Annotated in this window: 16 protein-coding genes and 1 pseudogene; 8 read left to right on the top strand and 9 right to left on the bottom strand. The window is 66.7% G+C overall.

The window, feature by feature from the left end:
• The first annotated feature begins 39 nt into the window (after nucleotides 1–39).
• Nucleotides 40–1068, top strand: coding sequence for a saccharopine dehydrogenase family protein (locus tag J2Y55_RS02185; protein ID WP_310147156.1), 1029 nt, complete (start codon nucleotides 40–42; stop codon nucleotides 1066–1068).
• Between the two features lie 179 nt (nucleotides 1069–1247).
• On the opposite strand, the gene J2Y55_RS02190 is transcribed toward J2Y55_RS02185, so the two are convergent.
• Nucleotides 1248–1769 carry a hypothetical protein gene (locus tag J2Y55_RS02190; protein WP_310147157.1) on the bottom strand — a complete coding sequence of 174 codons (522 nt, stop codon included), beginning with the start codon at nucleotides 1767–1769 and terminating at the stop codon, nucleotides 1248–1250.
• Nucleotides 1770–1954: 185 nt separating this feature from the next.
• Between J2Y55_RS02190 and J2Y55_RS02195 the strand changes: the two genes are divergently transcribed.
• From J2Y55_RS02195 to J2Y55_RS02210, 4 genes are all read left to right on the top strand, one after another.
• The gene (locus tag J2Y55_RS02195; protein ID WP_404978793.1) at nucleotides 1955–2524 is read left to right on the top strand and encodes a sigma-70 family RNA polymerase sigma factor; all 570 of its coding nucleotides are present in this window, start codon (nucleotides 1955–1957) and stop codon (nucleotides 2522–2524) included.
• 156 nt (nucleotides 2525–2680) lie between these two features.
• Nucleotides 2681–3364: a hypothetical protein gene (locus J2Y55_RS02200; protein WP_310147158.1), complete on the top strand. Its 684-nt coding sequence runs from the start codon at nucleotides 2681–2683 to the stop codon at nucleotides 3362–3364.
• A 68-nt stretch (nucleotides 3365–3432) separates the two neighbouring features.
• A complete protein-coding gene (locus J2Y55_RS02205; RefSeq protein WP_310147159.1) occupies nucleotides 3433–5319 on the top strand; it encodes a S8 family serine peptidase in 1887 nt (628 codons plus the stop codon).
• 310 nt (nucleotides 5320–5629) lie between these two features.
• Nucleotides 5630–5923 carry a hypothetical protein gene (locus tag J2Y55_RS02210; RefSeq protein ID WP_310147160.1) on the top strand — a complete coding sequence of 98 codons (294 nt, stop codon included), beginning with the start codon at nucleotides 5630–5632 and terminating at the stop codon, nucleotides 5921–5923.
• Between the two features lie 79 nt (nucleotides 5924–6002).
• On the opposite strand, the gene J2Y55_RS02215 is transcribed toward J2Y55_RS02210, so the two are convergent.
• Together J2Y55_RS02215 and J2Y55_RS02220 are read right to left on the bottom strand one after the other, a co-directional pair.
• Nucleotides 6003–6560, bottom strand: a complete 558-nt coding sequence (locus tag J2Y55_RS02215) for a chloramphenicol phosphotransferase CPT family protein (protein WP_310147161.1) — start codon at nucleotides 6558–6560, stop codon at nucleotides 6003–6005.
• A 26-nt stretch (nucleotides 6561–6586) separates the two neighbouring features.
• Nucleotides 6587–7123 (bottom strand): P-loop NTPase family protein, encoded by a 537-nt coding sequence (locus J2Y55_RS02220; RefSeq protein WP_310147162.1) that lies wholly within the window; start codon nucleotides 7121–7123, stop codon nucleotides 6587–6589.
• Nucleotides 7124–7285: 162 nt separating this feature from the next.
• Between J2Y55_RS02220 and J2Y55_RS02225 the strand changes: the two genes are divergently transcribed.
• Both J2Y55_RS02225 and J2Y55_RS02230 read left to right on the top strand, forming a co-directional pair.
• Entirely contained in the window at nucleotides 7286–8440 is a 1155-nt protein-coding gene (locus J2Y55_RS02225; RefSeq protein ID WP_310147163.1) for a glycosyltransferase family 4 protein, read from the top strand.
• The gene (locus tag J2Y55_RS02230) at nucleotides 8437–9099 is read left to right on the top strand and encodes a class I SAM-dependent methyltransferase (RefSeq protein ID WP_310147164.1); all 663 of its coding nucleotides are present in this window, start codon (nucleotides 8437–8439) and stop codon (nucleotides 9097–9099) included. Before J2Y55_RS02225 ends, J2Y55_RS02230 begins: the two co-directional genes overlap by 4 nt.
• Nucleotides 9100–9109: 10 nt before the next feature.
• Here J2Y55_RS02230 and J2Y55_RS02235 read toward each other — a convergent pair whose 3' ends face one another.
• The 3 genes and pseudogenes from J2Y55_RS02235 to J2Y55_RS02245 all read right to left on the bottom strand — a co-directional run bounded on the left by J2Y55_RS02235 (nucleotide 9110) and on the right by J2Y55_RS02245 (nucleotide 11378).
• Entirely contained in the window at nucleotides 9110–9877 is a 768-nt protein-coding gene (locus J2Y55_RS02235) for a methyl-accepting chemotaxis protein (RefSeq protein WP_404978817.1), read from the bottom strand.
• A 298-nt stretch (nucleotides 9878–10175) separates the two neighbouring features.
• Nucleotides 10176–10619, bottom strand: a pseudogene (locus J2Y55_RS30075) (protoglobin domain-containing protein); the annotation flags it as partial.
• Between the two features lie 129 nt (nucleotides 10620–10748).
• Nucleotides 10749–11378 (bottom strand): transferase hexapeptide repeat family protein, encoded by a 630-nt coding sequence (locus J2Y55_RS02245; RefSeq protein ID WP_310147165.1) that lies wholly within the window; start codon nucleotides 11376–11378, stop codon nucleotides 10749–10751.
• A gap of 31 nt (nucleotides 11379–11409) precedes the next feature.
• Between J2Y55_RS02245 and phnN the strand changes: the two genes are divergently transcribed.
• Entirely contained in the window at nucleotides 11410–11985 is a 576-nt protein-coding gene (phnN, locus tag J2Y55_RS02250) for a phosphonate metabolism protein/1,5-bisphosphokinase (PRPP-forming) PhnN (protein ID WP_404978818.1), read from the top strand.
• A 94-nt stretch (nucleotides 11986–12079) separates the two neighbouring features.
• Here the strand turns inward: phnN and J2Y55_RS02255 are convergent, their stop codons facing one another.
• From J2Y55_RS02255 to phnL, 3 genes are read right to left on the bottom strand one after another with little or no spacing between them, the layout of a single operon-like run.
• The gene (locus tag J2Y55_RS02255; protein ID WP_310147167.1) at nucleotides 12080–12775 is read right to left on the bottom strand and encodes a DUF1045 domain-containing protein; all 696 of its coding nucleotides are present in this window, start codon (nucleotides 12773–12775) and stop codon (nucleotides 12080–12082) included.
• Nucleotides 12772–13911 (bottom strand): alpha-D-ribose 1-methylphosphonate 5-triphosphate diphosphatase, encoded by a 1140-nt coding sequence (locus J2Y55_RS02260; protein WP_310147168.1) that lies wholly within the window; start codon nucleotides 13909–13911, stop codon nucleotides 12772–12774. The genes J2Y55_RS02255 and J2Y55_RS02260 overlap by 4 nt, the downstream gene beginning before the upstream one ends.
• Nucleotides 13911–14609, bottom strand: a complete 699-nt coding sequence (phnL, locus tag J2Y55_RS02265) for a phosphonate C-P lyase system protein PhnL (protein ID WP_310147169.1) — start codon at nucleotides 14607–14609, stop codon at nucleotides 13911–13913. The genes J2Y55_RS02260 and phnL overlap by 1 nt, the downstream gene beginning before the upstream one ends.
• Nucleotide 14610: the final 1 nt, after the last annotated feature.

Raw genomic sequence — 14610 nt, forward strand, 5'->3', positions numbered from 1 at the left:
ACTAAATAGAACAGACAGGTCTGTAGCGCGGAGGACAATATGACTGATCAGCTTTTGAGAGCAGAGGGCGGCCGGCCGGCGGTTGCGGTCTACGGGGCCTCCGGACATACCGGCCGCTTCGTGGTCCGGGAGCTGTCGCGACGCGGCTTCACGGCCATTGCTATCGGGCGTGACGCAGCCAAGCTGGCGGCGGCCGGCTTTCCCAGGGGCGTCAGACAGGTCGTCGCCACCCTCGAAGATCCCGCCTCGCTCGCCCGCGCCCTCAAGGGGGCCGCCGCGGTCATCAACTGTGCTGGACCGTTCCTCGATACGGCCGAGCCCCTGGTCTCGGCGGCATTGCAGGCACGCATCCATTATCTCGACGTGACGGCCGAGCAAGGCAGCGCCCAGGCGACCTTTGCGCGCTACGCCTCGGCGGCCGAAGCGGCCGGCGTCGTCGTCATCCCCGCCATGGGTTTCTATGGCGGCCTGAGCGACCTGCTGGCGACTGCCGCCATGGGGGACTGGAGCCACGCCGATGAGGCGCGCATCGGGATCGCCCTCGACAGTTGGGAGCCGACCGAGGGGACGCGCGCCACAGGGCAGCGCAACACGGCCCGTCGCGTGACGATCTCCGGCGGGACGCTGCAGCCGCTGGCCGATCCGGCGCCGAATGCCATCTGGTCGTTTGCGGAACCCTTCGGCGCGCAGGAGATGGTCGAACTGCCCTTCACCGAGGCGGTCCTGATCGGGCGCCATCTTCAGCTCTCCGAACTCCACACTTTTCTGAACACGGCGCCGCTGCGCGATCTTCGAGACACGACAACCCCTGCGCCGGTCGCGGCCGACGCGTCGGGACGTTCGGCGCAAACCTTCCTCGTGGAGGTCGAAATCCGGCAGGGAAGTACGGTGCGCCGGGCGGCGGCCCGCGGACGGGACATCTACGCGATCACCGCGCCTCTGGTCGTCGAGGCCGCCGAGCGAATCCTGAGCAGCAAGACGGCACAAAGCGGCGTCTTCGCTCCGGGCGCGTTGTTCGACGCCCGGAACTTCCTGGCGGCGCTCGCCCCCGACCTCGTCTTGTCCTGATCAGTGGCTGCGCGGCAGGATCGTCGCCGCGGCGACCATGCGGGCATTTTGCCAGCCGTTTTCGCTGCGCCGGGCGTGTAAGTGATTTGGGCCGCCATCACGCGGGATGGCGGTATCTGCAAACGAGGTTTCCCTGCCGAGGATTCGGGAGAGAGACTCCGAAGCTCGGCCAGCGATGGTCAGGCGCGCCAGGACTGCGAGGCCGCGCTGACATCCTCCGCGAGGTAGGCCTGCAGATAGGTGGCCAGGTCACGATAGCGGGATTCGCCATTGGCGTCGTAAACCCAGAGTTCCGGCTCGTCCTCGAACTCGATCCAGAGCAGATAGATCCTCTCATAGCTGTACTCGCTGCCGGCAAAGAGGGAGAGCCGTTCTGGCCGGAACAGGGTGGAGGCGTCATTCGGCCAGCCTTCCGCCGCTGCGATCTGCGATTGCTTTATCCCGCAAAGCAGAGCGTCGGCGGCCGTATCGGCTTCCGACCAAAGGCTCTCCATGTCTGCAGCCGAGAGCCAGTCTCCGTGGCTGGCGACCGTCCAGCGGCCGCATCGCTCGAAGCGCTCCTTCAGCATGGGGCTGACGGGCCGATAGACGCCGGCCTGCAGCGTTGGAACGCCCTTGCTGAACGGCTCGGGCGGCAGCAGCTTCGGGCGAAACGCTTCGTCGGCAGTTTCCCGATATCGAGACGTCGCCGCGAACGCCATTTCGATCAATCTCTTGATCACGGTCCGCCTCTCGCTGAGCCAACGCCTTCTTATTGTTACGCGCTCCACTTGTCCCGCAACAAACGGAAACACTGGCGCAATGCGCGGGGCCGATTAATCTCGTTTCCGATTGAACCTTTCACGCGCTCGCTGCGACCAACCCTTGCGAGCCGGAATGCCGGGCCTTGAGGGCGATGCATACGGAATCGGACGACGACCTCGTCAAACGGATCGCCTCCGGCGACCGGCTCGCAATGCAGGTGCTGTTCTCGCGGCACCAAATTCGGGTCTACCGTTTCGTGCTGCGGCTCGTCCGCGACGAGACGATGGCGGAGGATGTGATCAGTGACGTCTTCATGGATCTCTGGCGCCAGGCCGATCGTTTCGAGGCACGCGCCTCGGTCGCGACCTGGCTGCTCGCGATTGCCCGCAACAAGGCCTATTCGCTGCTGCGCAAGCGGCGCGAGGCTGGGCTCGACGACGACTTTGCCGAAAGCCTCGAGGATGAAGCCGACGACCCGGAGATCGTGCTGCAGAAGCAGGATAAGGGTCTGGCGATCCGCGCCTGCCTCGGCAAGCTCAGCCTCGAGCATCGCGAGGTCATCGACCTGGTCTATTATCACGAGACTTCGGTCGAGGAGGTCGCCCGCATCGTCGGCATCCCGGAGAACACGGTCAAGACGCGGCTTTTCCATGCCCGCAAGAAGCTGGGCGAACTGCTCAAGGCGGCAGGCATCGACCGGGGCTGGCCATGACAGACCGCTCGATCATTCCACCATCGCGGCCGTCTGGCGCGATCGTCTGCGCTTCCGGTGCTCACGGACCGATGTCCGTTCCGCCCGGGTTCTCGAAAGCCACGCCAGCCGACTCACGCTGGCGAATGCTCGAACGATCTGTTGGGGAGGTACGCTATGACTGACAATATCGCGGCCGACCCCAAGCGCGTCGAACTCGAACAGCTGCTGCCCTTCTATGCCAATGGCCGGATCTCGGCGGCCGACAAGCTGCGCGTCGAGACGGCGCTCGCGGCTGATCCCGAACTGCGCCTGCGGCTCGACATCATCCGTGACGACATGGCCGAGACCATCCTGTTCAACGAGCAGCTCGGCGCGCCGTCACCTCGGGCACTCGATCGTTTGATGGCCGGTATCGAGGCCGAGCCGCGGCAGGCGCCGCTCTTGTCCCGCGCCAGGAGCGGCCTCCTGGGCTGGTTCGGGCAGTGGCTCGCGGCCCAGCCGCCGCGTCGGATCGCTTATGCCAGCGCCGCAGCGCTCGCGCTGATCGCGCTCCAGGGTGTGGCGATCACCGGTCTTGCCTTACGCGGCGGTGGCGGCGGTTTCCAGACCGCCTCGGTACCGGGCGTGCAATCCTCTGACCGCTATGTGCTCTTGAGTTTTGCTGCGGAGGCCAAGGCGGGCGACATCGCCGCCTTCTTCAAGCGCTATGATGCTTCGGTGGTCGATGGGCCGCGCGCCAATGGCTTCTTCAAGGTCCGCATCGGCGATGCGAAGCTCACGCCGGCGCAAGTCGACGCCATCGCGGCGCGAATGAAGGCGGAGGGCGCCATCGTCAGCTTCGTGGCGCCGGCACCCTGACACCGCATCATGCGCCGCCGAAACGACGTCTGTGCTACTATTATGAACCTGGAAGAGGGGCGAAGGTGATGTCACGCCTTGTCGATCGCTTCGTCATGATCCGCGCTGGTCTGCGCTTTCGGCATGGCGTTGCGCTGGCGCTCCTGCTTGGCCTGATCGCACCTGTCAGTGAGCTCCGTGCCCAGACGTATGGTGGGCGCGACTTCGACTATCCGGCGACGCGGCAGGGCGTCACGCGCGCCCAGCCGGCGCTGCGCAGCCAAACCGCGATCCCGACATCCCGTGAGAGTGCCGTGCCCGGCCGCGCCTATCCTGGCAGGGGCGGGCGCGTCGAAACCGGGCGGCCCGGCCGTCCGTCGCGCTATCCGGGCCGAGCCGGCGGCTGGGGGCGGGGAGCGGCCGGCATCGGCGCAGGAATTATCGGCGGCATCATCCTCGACCAGGCGATGCGGCGGCCGGTCTATGATCCCTATGAGCCCGAGCCGCCGCAGCCGCGCCGCCCGAGGCGTCCGATCATCCTCGATGGTGACGATCTCGACGAGCCGGTGCTGCGCCATCCGCGCCGGCCCGCTCCTGTGCAAGCCGCCGCACCAGCGCGCCGGGCGCCGCCCCCGGCGCAGACCGCGCGCCCCGCCCCCGGGCAGCCGCGCATCATCGTTCCCGCAGCAAGCGAGCGCCGTTTCGTGGCCGACGAGATCCTGGTCGAATTGGCGCCCAATGCTCAGGCCGATGCCGTCCTGCGCCGTCATCGCGCCACCTTGATGTCGAGCCGCCGCTTCGATCTGGCTGGTGTGACCATCATCCGGGCGCGTTTGAACGATGGCCGCAGCGCCCGCACCGTGCTGTCGCAGATGGCGGGCGATGCCCGCATCGCCAGCGCGCAGCCGAACTACCTCTATACGCTCCAGCAGGATGCGCTGAGGCCGGAAGCGCCCAAGGACGAGGCCGCGCAAGCCGTGCCTGAAGCCGCAAGCGCTGCCGCCGAGCCGGTCGCCTCGCTGCCGAAACCCGAGGATGCGGCGCCGGTCCTGGCCGCGCCGCCCGTCATCGCATCGCCCGATCTGCCGCCGGTCGCGCCATTGGTCTCCGTCGCGCCCAAGCGCGAATTGCAGCCGCAATACGTCGCCGAGACCTTGCATTACGACGCCATCCACAAACTGGCGCGTGGCGACAAGATCCGTGTGGCGGTGATCGATTCCGGCGCGGATCTGGCTCATCCCGAATTGCAAGGCGTGCTCGCCGGCAGTTTCGACGCGGTTGGCGGCGATACCGCGCCCCATGCCCATGGCACGGCGATGGCGGGCGCGATCATGGCGCAGGCGCAGCTGCAGGGTGTCGCGCCGGCGGCGCGCCTGCTTGCCGCGCGCGCGTTTTCCGGCAACAGCGCGCCAGCCTCGGCCAACGGCACGACCTACCACATCCTCTCGGCGCTCGACTGGGCGGCGGGGGAGGGTGCGCGGGTGGTCAATCTGAGTTTTGCGGGGCCGCAGGACCGCTTGCTGTCGCGTTCGCTCGCTGGAGCCAAGACCAAGGGCATGGTCGCGGTCGCTGCCGCCGGCAATGGCGGCGCGAATGCAGCCCCGCTCTATCCCGGCGCCGATCCCAACGTCATCGCGGTCACCGCGACCGACGCCCAGGACAAGCCCTTCGCACAGGCCAATCGTGGCAGCTATATAGCGGTCGCGGCGCCGGGCGTCGATGTGCTCGCGGCCGAGCCGGAGGGGCGCTACGCCTTCTCCTCGGGCACCTCGATCGCGGCCGCCCATGTCTCGGGGCTGGTGGCGCTGCTCCTGGAAAAGCGCCCGGACCTCGACCTGGAAGGCGTGCGCAAGCTCCTGATGGAGAGCGCCATCGATCTCGGCGGCAAGGGCCGCAACCCGATCTTCGGCGCCGGCCGCGTCGATGCGCCGGCCGCCCTGGCGCGGGTGCTGCCGGTCTCGGCGGCGCGGCCCTGAGTCCTCTTACAATCGAGCTCTGAAACACCGCGTCATCCTGGGCGACCGCAGGTCGTCCCGGGATCCACCGTAGAGCCTGGCCCTGCAAAAGATTGGCCCTCCGATGGATCCCGGCGCTCCGCGGAGCCTGTCCTCGGGCCGACCGAAGGTCGGACCCGAGGGCTTCGGCCAGGATGACGCGCGAATATGATGCTCGTTCCGGAGACTGAAAAAATAATCGTCTCCCTTTGAACCTCCCGCTCGTCCGCTGCGACCAATGCTCATGGAGGGCGAATGGTTCGCCCCCGACTGGACCTCGGGAGATACCATCATGACCAGCTTCAAGAAGACCGCGACCGCCGCTTTGGCCGCACTCACCCTCTCCACCGCCATTCTCGCCGGCGCGGGCAGCGCCGAGGCCTATCCGCGCCATCGTGGCTGGGGCGTCGGCGCCGGCATCGTCGGAGCGCTCGCCGTCGGCGGCCTGCTCGCAGCCTCCGCCAACCGCGCCTATGCCGAGCCCGTCTATGAGGAGGATGCTCCGGTGCGCCGCTGCGAGATGGTCGAGCGCGTCAACCGCTTCGGCGAGGTCACCGGCTACCGCAAGGTCTGCTCGCTCTACTGAGACCGCGCTTCACGATGGATCGTCCGATCGGCTCCCTTGGCTAAACGCCGAGGGAGCCGTCGGCGCTTTGTGGAGGAAGTCAGGCTTCGACCACAGCGAACCGTTCCAAGGCCGAAGGGCCCGAGCGGGCCTGCCAGAGTGCGATCAAGCGCTCGGCGTTCTCGTCAGGCGGCAAGGTGCTGTCGAATTCGGCGTCGTAGGCGCAATAGGCGTGGATGGCGTGATAGTCCCGGCGGGCATCGCCGATCGGTCGATCGGCTCTGGCGATTTCGCGGCGTTCCAGCTCCTCCAACGAGCAATGGATGCCTGCGAAAAACACGTCATATCCCTTGAGGAGCCGGGCGGTTCGCTGAAGCCATTCGCGATTCTCCATGATGTATTCGACGATGAGATTGTTGCCGCAATCGAGATAGGCGGTCAGCGAGCGTTCGAAGCCAGCAAAGAAGCCGCCCCTGATCTCGGCCCATTTGAATTCGCCGCTCTTGATGCGAGCGGAGGGAAGGACGCCGGCATCGCGCAGATGGTCGATGGAGATGTGCCAGAAGGGCTCGCCGATCCTGGCCTGGACAGCGCGGGCGAGGGTGGATTTCCCGCTGCTGGAGGCACCGTTGAGGAGGATGACCTTTCCGGTTGTCACTGTGCTGCGCTCAACCCGCTCTCGCCTCACTGGATGGCCGCCTGTACCGCAGCCGCCAGATGTTTCACTGGCTTGGATGAATCGAGGCGAAGAACGGGCGCGGTTTGCGTGGCGAGCCATTCCTCATGCGCGATACGGCTACGTTGCTCGGCGCCAGCAGTATCATAAGCGGCTGCCCAATTGAGAAACGCCACGCTTGTCGCGGCCATGTCTCCGTTCGGAGAGACCCGCTCGCCATAGCGCGCCAGTTCACGCTTGCGCAGCCGCTCCATGCGAAGTGCGGGATCGAGCCGCAGATAGATGATCAGCTCGTATAGCGGCTCCAATGGTTGGGCCCATTTGAGCGCGGAGCCGGACAAGATCCAGCTCGCGTCCGGCTTCAATTGATCGAGAAGCAGGGTCTGCCGCACCGAGAGCGGCCGAGGCGTCTGGAACGGAGGGTCGGTCGGGAGCCAATAGAACGCGTCAGAATCCATGTGCGGCACATCGAGAAGAATTCCGAGCGCTTCGCCGAGCGTCGTTGTTCCCGAACCGGATGCGCCGAGAATGTGTATGCGAGGCATGGAGCCCTCCGCCAAGGACACAGCCCCGAAGCCAATAAGAGTTAGCCGCCGGACTTTCTAGGGTCCACCATGGGTGGAAGCCGCAGCGCAAACCGTCTTCTCCCGATCCTCGTGCTCTCCACCCGCTTGACCTTCCGCGCCGCTTGCGCCTGATGTCGCGCCATGCGCCGCCCCAAACTCCTTTTCGTTGCCACGGAAGACTGGTTCTTCGCCTCGCATTTCCTGCCGATGGCGCGGGCTGCGCGCGAGCTTGATTTCGAGGTCGTCGTCATCGCCCGTGAGCGTCATCACCGCCGCGTCATCGAGGCGACGGGAGCCCGTCTGATCGCGCTGGAGGCCGAGCGCCGCAGCCTCGATCCGCGCGCGCTTTACCGCCAGATCACGGCGCTGAAGCGCTTGATCGAGGCCGAGCGGCCCGACATCCTGCATTGCATCGCCTTGAAGCCGATCGTGCTCGCCGGCCTCGCCGGCAAGCTCGCGGGCGTCGAGCGCCGCGTCTATGCGCTGACGGGCCTGGGCTTTCTCGGCGCCAAGCAGGGCCTGGTCGCGGGCGCGGCGCGGCTCGCCGTCCGGTTTTGGCTGCGCGCTGCGATCGACGGGCCGCAAACCCGCTTCCTGTTCGAGAACCCCGACGATCCCGTCTCGCTGGGCTTCGATCCGCAGGATGCGGGCAAGGTCGCTATCGTCGGCGGCGCGGGCGTCGATCCCTTGATCCTGATGCCGGAGCCGATGCCGGCGACCCCGCCGCTCAAGGTCGCGCTGGTCGCGCGCATGCTCTGGTCGAAGGGCGTCGATCTCGCGGTCGAGGCGGTGCGATTGGCGCGGGCAGAAGGCGCGCGCGTCGAGCTCACGGTGCATGGCGCGCCCGACCCGTCCAATCCCAAGGCGATTCCCGAGGCGACGCTGAAGCAATGGGCGGTCCAGCCGGGCATCAACTGGGCCGGCCCGACACGCGATATCGAGGGCGTCTGGCGCCAGCACCATCTCTGCATCCTGCCCTCGCGCGGCGGCGAGGGTTTGCCACGCACCATCCTGGAGGCGGCGGCCTGCGGCCGCGCGATCCTGACCACGAATGTGCCGGGCTGCCGCAGCTTCGTCCGCGACGGGCGCGACGGGATCGTGGTGCCCGCCGACGACGCCGCCGCGCTCGCCAAGGCACTGATCACCTTCGCCGGCGCCCCGGCGCTGGCTGAGCGCATGGGCACGAGCGCGCGCGCAAGGTTGATCGATGGCTATACCGAGCGCGATGTGATGAACGCGGTCAAGGCGCTCTATCGCGGCCTGCTGGACCAGCCGACGACCGAGGTCGCGGCGTGAGCGCAGTAGCCATCGGGCTCGACCGGCGCGGCTTCATCCTGGCGCAGACGCGGTTGCTGCCGGTGCCGCATGCGCCGGAGATTTTGCTCCATGTCGCCGAGGAGGCGACGGAGCTGTGGCAGAAGACCGAAGATGAGCTTGCCACCATTGGCCTGCCGCCGCCCTTCTGGGCCTTTGCCTGGGCCGGCGGACAGGCCTTGGCGCGCTATCTCATCGACCAGCCCGAAATCGTGGCCGGCAAGCGCGTGCTCGATTTCGCCAGCGGCTCGGGGCTCGTGGCGATTGCCGCCGCCAAGGCCGGTGCAGCGCGGGTCGAAGCCTGCGACATCGACGCCTTCGCCGGCGAGGCGATCGGACTCAACGCGCAGGCCAATGGCGTTCACGTCGAGGTTCTGCTCGACGATCTGATCGGCCGTGACGCGGGCTGGGAGGTCATCTGCGCCGGCGATGTCTGCTATGAGCGCGCGATGGCGGAGAGCATCATTGACTGGCTCTCGCTATTGCAGGCGCGCGGCGCGACCGTGCTGATCGGCGATCCCGGCCGCAGCTATCTGCCTCGGGACAGGCTGGAGGCGCTGGCGACCTATCAGGTTCCGGTGACGCGCTCGCTGGAGGACGCCGAGATCAAGCAGAGTTCGGTCTGGCGCTTGCGCGACTAAATCATCGGCCTCAGGCGACCCGTCGCATCGGACGGGCGGGACTGCGTGTATCCTGTGTCCGGAAGGCGCTGACGAGCCGGTTGAGCTGCGCAATGTGGTCGAGCAGCGCACGGGCGCTTGCCGCGCTTTCCTCGGCCAGCGCGGCGTTCTGCTGGGTGATCTCGTCCATATGCGCCACGGTCTGACTCATTTCGTCGATGCCGTTGGCCTGCTCACCCGAGGCGGCGGCGATCTCCTGAACCGTCGTGGAGACGCGGACCGAGGCGTCGACGATCTTCTCCAGCGTTTCGCCAGCCAGCCGCACCAGCTTCACGCCACCTGTCACCTCGGCGTCCGAGGAAGCAATCAGGGCTGTGATGTCCTTGGCCGCGGCGGCGGAGCGCTGAGCGAGCGCGCGTACCTCGGCGGCGACCACGGCGAAGCCGCGCCCTGCGTCGCCTGCCCGGGCGGCCTCGACAGCGGCATTGAGCGCCAGCAGATTGGTCTGGAAAGCGATGCCGTCGATGACCGTGGTGATTTCCGAGATTCGGGTCGAAGCCTCTTCGATCCGCGACATGGCGTCGATCGCGTCGTTGACGATGGTGCCGCCGGTGCGGGCGATGGAGCTCGCCTCGTCGGAGAGCGAAACTGACAGTCGGGAGGACTGGGCCGACGTCTTGACGGAAGGCGGCGAGTTCCTCGGTCGTGGCAGCGCTCTCCTCCAGCGCCGACGCCTGCTGCTCGGTGCGCATCGACAGGTCCTGCGAGCCGGTATTGATCTCCTGAGAGGCGCCGACAATGAGCTCCGACGTCGATTGGATGGTCGAGACCATGTCCTCCAGCCGCATCATGGCGGCGTTGAAATTATCGCGGATCAACGCGTATTCCTCCGGAATGTTTTCGGCGATCCGGAAGGTCAGGTCGCCGCCGGCAAGCGCGGCCAGTCCTTCGCTGACGGAGGCTATGGCCTTGTCGCGCTCGCCCGCCTTGGCCTGTTCGATCGCACGCGCTTCGGCCTCAATCTTGAGGCGGGCGGCTTCCGATGCCTCGAGATAGACCGAGATGGCGTAGTCCATGTCGAGCAGGGCGGCCTTGACGATGGCCGAAATCTCGCCCGAACGCTCGCTTGCGCCCGGGCTCTGCCGGCCGAAGGCGTTTCGGGGCCAGCGCGCTTCCAGCACGCCGGCGATCAGTTTCTCCAGGATCAGGGCATAGCCGCCAATATACCAGCGTGGCTCCAGCCCGATCCGGGCATGGACCTTGCCGATGGTGGTGACGGCATCGACATAGGGCTGGTCGAATGCGCCATCCGCCATTCTTTGCCAGTGGCCCTGCTGTCGTTGCTTTGCGCTTTCGATATGCTGCTCGCTGGAGAAGAAGCCGCGTGTCTGCGGGAAGGTCCTGGCTTGGCGGTAAAACGCCTCGAGCGCGCCTGGCAGCGCCCCGACGATCACCTCCTTGACGTCGCGCATGCGCTGTTGCGCGGCTGCATCGAACTCGATGAAGCTGAGGCGAGTGGAGAGGTGATCGGTAGGGTCCATCTCAACATTCCCAACGGTGACGTTTTGCCTATTTTCCGATCAGATCAAGCCGTTCTCTTGGTTAACAGTCTCTCTCCAGGCCGGTTGATATAGATCAAATTCACAACCCTGCGCTGTGCGCCGGATGATCTACCCTCCGTGCTTCTCCAGGAACGCCTCGACCGACAGGCTGCGGAAATCCGCCAGCGCCGTGCGCAGGCGCGCATGCTCCCAATCCCACCAGGCCAGTGCCAGCAAGCGCTCGGCGATCGGCTCCGGGAAACGCTGCCGGATCGGCCTGGCCGGATTGCCGCCGACGATGGTGTAGGGCGCGACATCCTTGGTGACGATCGCGCCGCCCGCGACCACCGCGCCGGTACCGATCGTGCGGCCGGGCAGGATGATCGCGCCATGGCCGATCCAGACATCGTGGCCGATGGTCACCGGCGTCGAGCGCCGCCAGGCGAAGAACGCGGCATCGTCCTCCGCATCGTCGAAATAGGCCGAAGCGCGATAGGTGAAATGCGACTGGCTGGCCCGCTGCATCGGGTGGTTGCCGGGGTTGATCCGGGTCATCGCCGCGATCGAGCAGAATTTCCCGATCGTCGTGTAGATGACATTGGAATCGTTCACGACATAGGAGTAGTCGTCCATCGTCGACTCGACGAAGGACGTGCGCGCGCCGATCTCGGTGTAGCGTCCAAGCGTCGCCTGCCGCACCTGCGCGGTCGGGTCGATCAGAGGTTCCAGTCCCAGTTTCTTTCCTGTTTCCTTGGCCACGATGTCGCTTCCTTCTCAGATCGCTTCAGGATTGCCGGCCGCAGCGCCGGGAGCTCTCATCCTCGTCGTCGGCCCGTCGGGAGCCGGCAAGGACACATTGATGGACGCCGCCCGCGCGGCGCTCGCTGGCGATGCCCGGTTCCACTTTGCCCGCCGCCTGATCACGCGGCCGGCGATGGCAGGCGCCGAGGATCACGACAGCTGCTCCCAAGCCGAATTCGAGGCGGCCGTCGCGCGCGGCGAGATGGCGCTGAATTGGGGTGCGCATGGCTTGACCTATGGCATTCCCGCGGCGGAACTCTCCGGCATCGCGTGCGGGCAGGCCGTGATCGTCAACATCTCGCGTGGCGTCATTCCGGTTGCCGAGCGGCTGGCCGGGCGGGTGAGCGTCGTCAACATCACCGCTCCGAATGCGGTGCTGGCGAAGCGGCTCGCCGCGCGAGGCCGCGAGAGCGAGGCCGATATCGCAGCCAGGCTCGCCCGTGAGGCGCCCTTGCAGACGCAGCGCGCCGAGCTGGTGACGATCCAGAACGACCGTACCGTGGCCGAGGCGGCGACAGAGTTCGTCGCTGTGCTGCGCGGGCTGATGACTGCTGGAACACCCTGAACCCTCTTCCTGAGACGCCATTCCTGGCGGAATGGCTCCTCAGGATGAGGGCTGAGGGGGTGGCCAACGCAAATGGGTCGCCCGGCCGTGCCCATCACCCCAGAACGAAACTGTCGAGCAGGCGGAAGCGGCTCTCGCGCGTGTCCTGCTTGAAGAGCGCGATCCGGTCGACCGCGACCGGGGCCGGCGGGACATGTTTGGCATAGGCCTGCGTCAGCGCCTGCTTGACGCCCAAGACCTGCTCGGTCGGTAGCGAGCCGGTCAGCGTCATGTGGAAGCGGAAGGCATCGCCGACATAAGGGTAGCCATAGGCTTCGAGATAGGCCCGGTGCGCTGGCGTCAGCGGGCTCTTGAGACGGCGCGCCAGATCGGCCGGGCTCAACGGGGCGCGGAAGGGCTCGAAGGCCTGGACGACGGAGAAAGCGAGGTCCTGCAGTGGCCGGCTCTCGGCTGAAGGCGTCAGCGCCACGAAGGACCCGAGCGCGGTGACGCTGAGACCCTTGAGCGGAACCGCATTCAGCCCCGAGGCAAAATTATGCGTGAAGGCACGCAATTGGCCTTCCTGGCGGCCGACGGCCAGTTCGAACGGAGCTTTCAGCGTCGCGTGGAAGCCATAGCGCCGGGGCTCGGCGGTGAGCGTCGGCCAGCTTTCCGCGTCGCAGCCGGCCGGGATCGTGAAAGGCGCATCCGCAGCCGCGATCGCGTCATAGCCAAGCGTCGCGCTGCCGAAGCGCCAGAGTGCGCTGTCGGCGGCGGGGGCGTAGTAGAGGGCGTAGCGCGGCGCGGTCAAAATGCCCGCTCGCCCTTCGACCAGACGGCGGCGAGCACCGGCGTCGCACCCAGCACCTTGAAGCGCACGAGGTCGGCGCGCAGGGCGGGCTTGAGATGGCCGCGATCCTTCAAGCCCAGGATGTCGGCGATTTTCCAGGTCACCATGCCCATGGCTTGCGGCAAGCTGATGCCATGGCTGGCATGGAGCTTCAGCACGGCCTGGAGCAGGCTTGCCGGGACATAGTCGGAGGAGAGCCCGTCGAGCAGGCCCTTCTCGGCCAGCTCCGCGACCGAGACGCCGCCGGAATGCGAGCCGCCGCGCACGACATTGGGTGCGCCCGCGACCGTGGCGAGCCCGCGCTGCTTGGCGGCTTCCGCGGCCTCGATCGTGGTCGGGAATTCCGAGATTACGGCGCCGGATGCGATGCCGGCCTCGACATGTTCGAGCGTGGTGTCGTCATGGGTCGCGATCGGGATGCCACGCGAGCCGAACATCTCGACGACGGCGCTCCAGTTGCGCGAGACATTGGCCGCGCCCTCCGACTGGCGGACGGCGACATCGGCCTCGAACTCGGCTTCGGTCTTGCCGTTGCCCATGGCGTAGGTCTTGAGGTGCTCGATATTGCGCCATTGCCGCTGGCCGGGCGTGTGGTCCATCAACGAGACGAGCTGGACGAGTTCGTCCTCCTGATAGGGCTCGATGTCCTTGAGCAAGTCCGGGCTCGTCAGTTCGCAGCGCATATGGATGCGGTGGTCGATGCGGAAGACGTTTTCGCGCCGGCCCTCGGCCAGCGCCTTCATCACATCGGCGAAGATGTCCTTGCGGTAGTCCTTGGCCGAGAAGGGCGTGCCGGCGCAGATCGCGTCATAGACGGTGGTGACGCCAGCAGCCGCCATCTGCGCGTCATGGACGAGAGCGGCCGCAAGCCCGTTCGGCCAGAACACCTTCGGCCGGGGCATGAAATGCTTCTCGACATTGTCGGTGTGCATCTCGACGAGACCCGGCGCGACATAATCGCCGTTCACGTCGATGGCGCCAGGCAGGGATGACTTGCCCTGATCGACCGACGTGATGCCGGTCTCGTCGAAGGCGATCGTGCCGGAGACGACATCGTTCTCGAGGATCAGTCTGGCGTTGGTGAGAACGGTTTGCATCAGGCGGCCTTTCTGAAATCGGTGATGTCGAGATAGCGCGTGGCGACGGCCTCGCGCACCGCCTCGTCATGGAAGATGCCGACGATGGCGCAGCCTTTAGCACGGGCCTCCGCGATCAGCGCGACCACGATGTCGCGGTTGGCGGCGTCGAGCGAGGCGGTCGGCTCGTCGATCAGCATGATCGGCGAGGGATCGACGAAGGAGCGGGCGATGTTGACGCGCTGCTGCTCGCCGCCGGAGAAGGTCGCCGGGGCGAGCCCCCAGAGCCGTTCGGGCAGGTTGAGTCGCGCCAGCATGGCCTTGGCCCGCTCGCTGGCTTCCACGGCATCGACGCCGCGGGCGAGCAGCGGGTCGCGCACGATGTCGAGCGCGGAGACGCGCGGGATCACGCGCAGGAACTGCGAGACGAAGCCGAGCGTGCGGCGGCGGATGTCGAGCACGGTGCGCGGTACGGCCGAGACGATGTCGATCTGGCGTCCGGCATGGGTGATGGCGATCATGCCCGCGCTTGGCCGGTAATTGCCGTACAGGATGCGCAGCAGGCTGGATTTTCCCGCGCCCGAAGCGCCCGCCAGCACCAGCGCTTCGCCGGCGGCGACGCTGAAATTGACGTTGTCGAACACCGGCAAGCGGACGCCGCCCTGATTGTGCAGGGTGAAATGCTTGGCGACGTTCTCGACGTGAATCATCGTGGTCATG

The sequence above is a fragment of the Allobosea sp. BE125 genome (genome assembly GCF_031456075.1).
Taxonomy (GTDB): domain Bacteria; phylum Pseudomonadota; class Alphaproteobacteria; order Rhizobiales; family Beijerinckiaceae; genus Allobosea.

What these genes read in the sequence shown, in the direction of transcription:
- J2Y55_RS02185 (WP_310147156.1), top strand. Translation starts at nt 40, where the DNA reads ATGACTGATCAGCTTTTGAGAGCAGAGGGCGGCCGGCCGGCGGTTGCG.
- J2Y55_RS02190 (WP_310147157.1), bottom strand. Translation starts at nt 1,769, where the DNA reads ATGGCGTTCGCGGCGACGTCTCGATATCGGGAAACTGCCGACGAAGCG.
- J2Y55_RS02200 (WP_310147158.1), top strand. Translation starts at nt 2,681, where the DNA reads ATGACTGACAATATCGCGGCCGACCCCAAGCGCGTCGAACTCGAACAG.
- J2Y55_RS02205 (WP_310147159.1), top strand. Translation starts at nt 3,433, where the DNA reads ATGTCACGCCTTGTCGATCGCTTCGTCATGATCCGCGCTGGTCTGCGC.
- J2Y55_RS02210 (WP_310147160.1), top strand. Translation starts at nt 5,630, where the DNA reads ATGACCAGCTTCAAGAAGACCGCGACCGCCGCTTTGGCCGCACTCACC.
- J2Y55_RS02220 (WP_310147162.1), bottom strand. Translation starts at nt 7,123, where the DNA reads ATGCCTCGCATACACATTCTCGGCGCATCCGGTTCGGGAACAACGACG.
- J2Y55_RS02225 (WP_310147163.1), top strand. Translation starts at nt 7,286, where the DNA reads ATGCGCCGCCCCAAACTCCTTTTCGTTGCCACGGAAGACTGGTTCTTC.
- J2Y55_RS02260 (WP_310147168.1), bottom strand. Translation starts at nt 13,911, where the DNA reads ATGCAAACCGTTCTCACCAACGCCAGACTGATCCTCGAGAACGATGTC.
- phnL (WP_310147169.1), bottom strand. Translation starts at nt 14,609, where the DNA reads ATGACCACGATGATTCACGTCGAGAACGTCGCCAAGCATTTCACCCTG.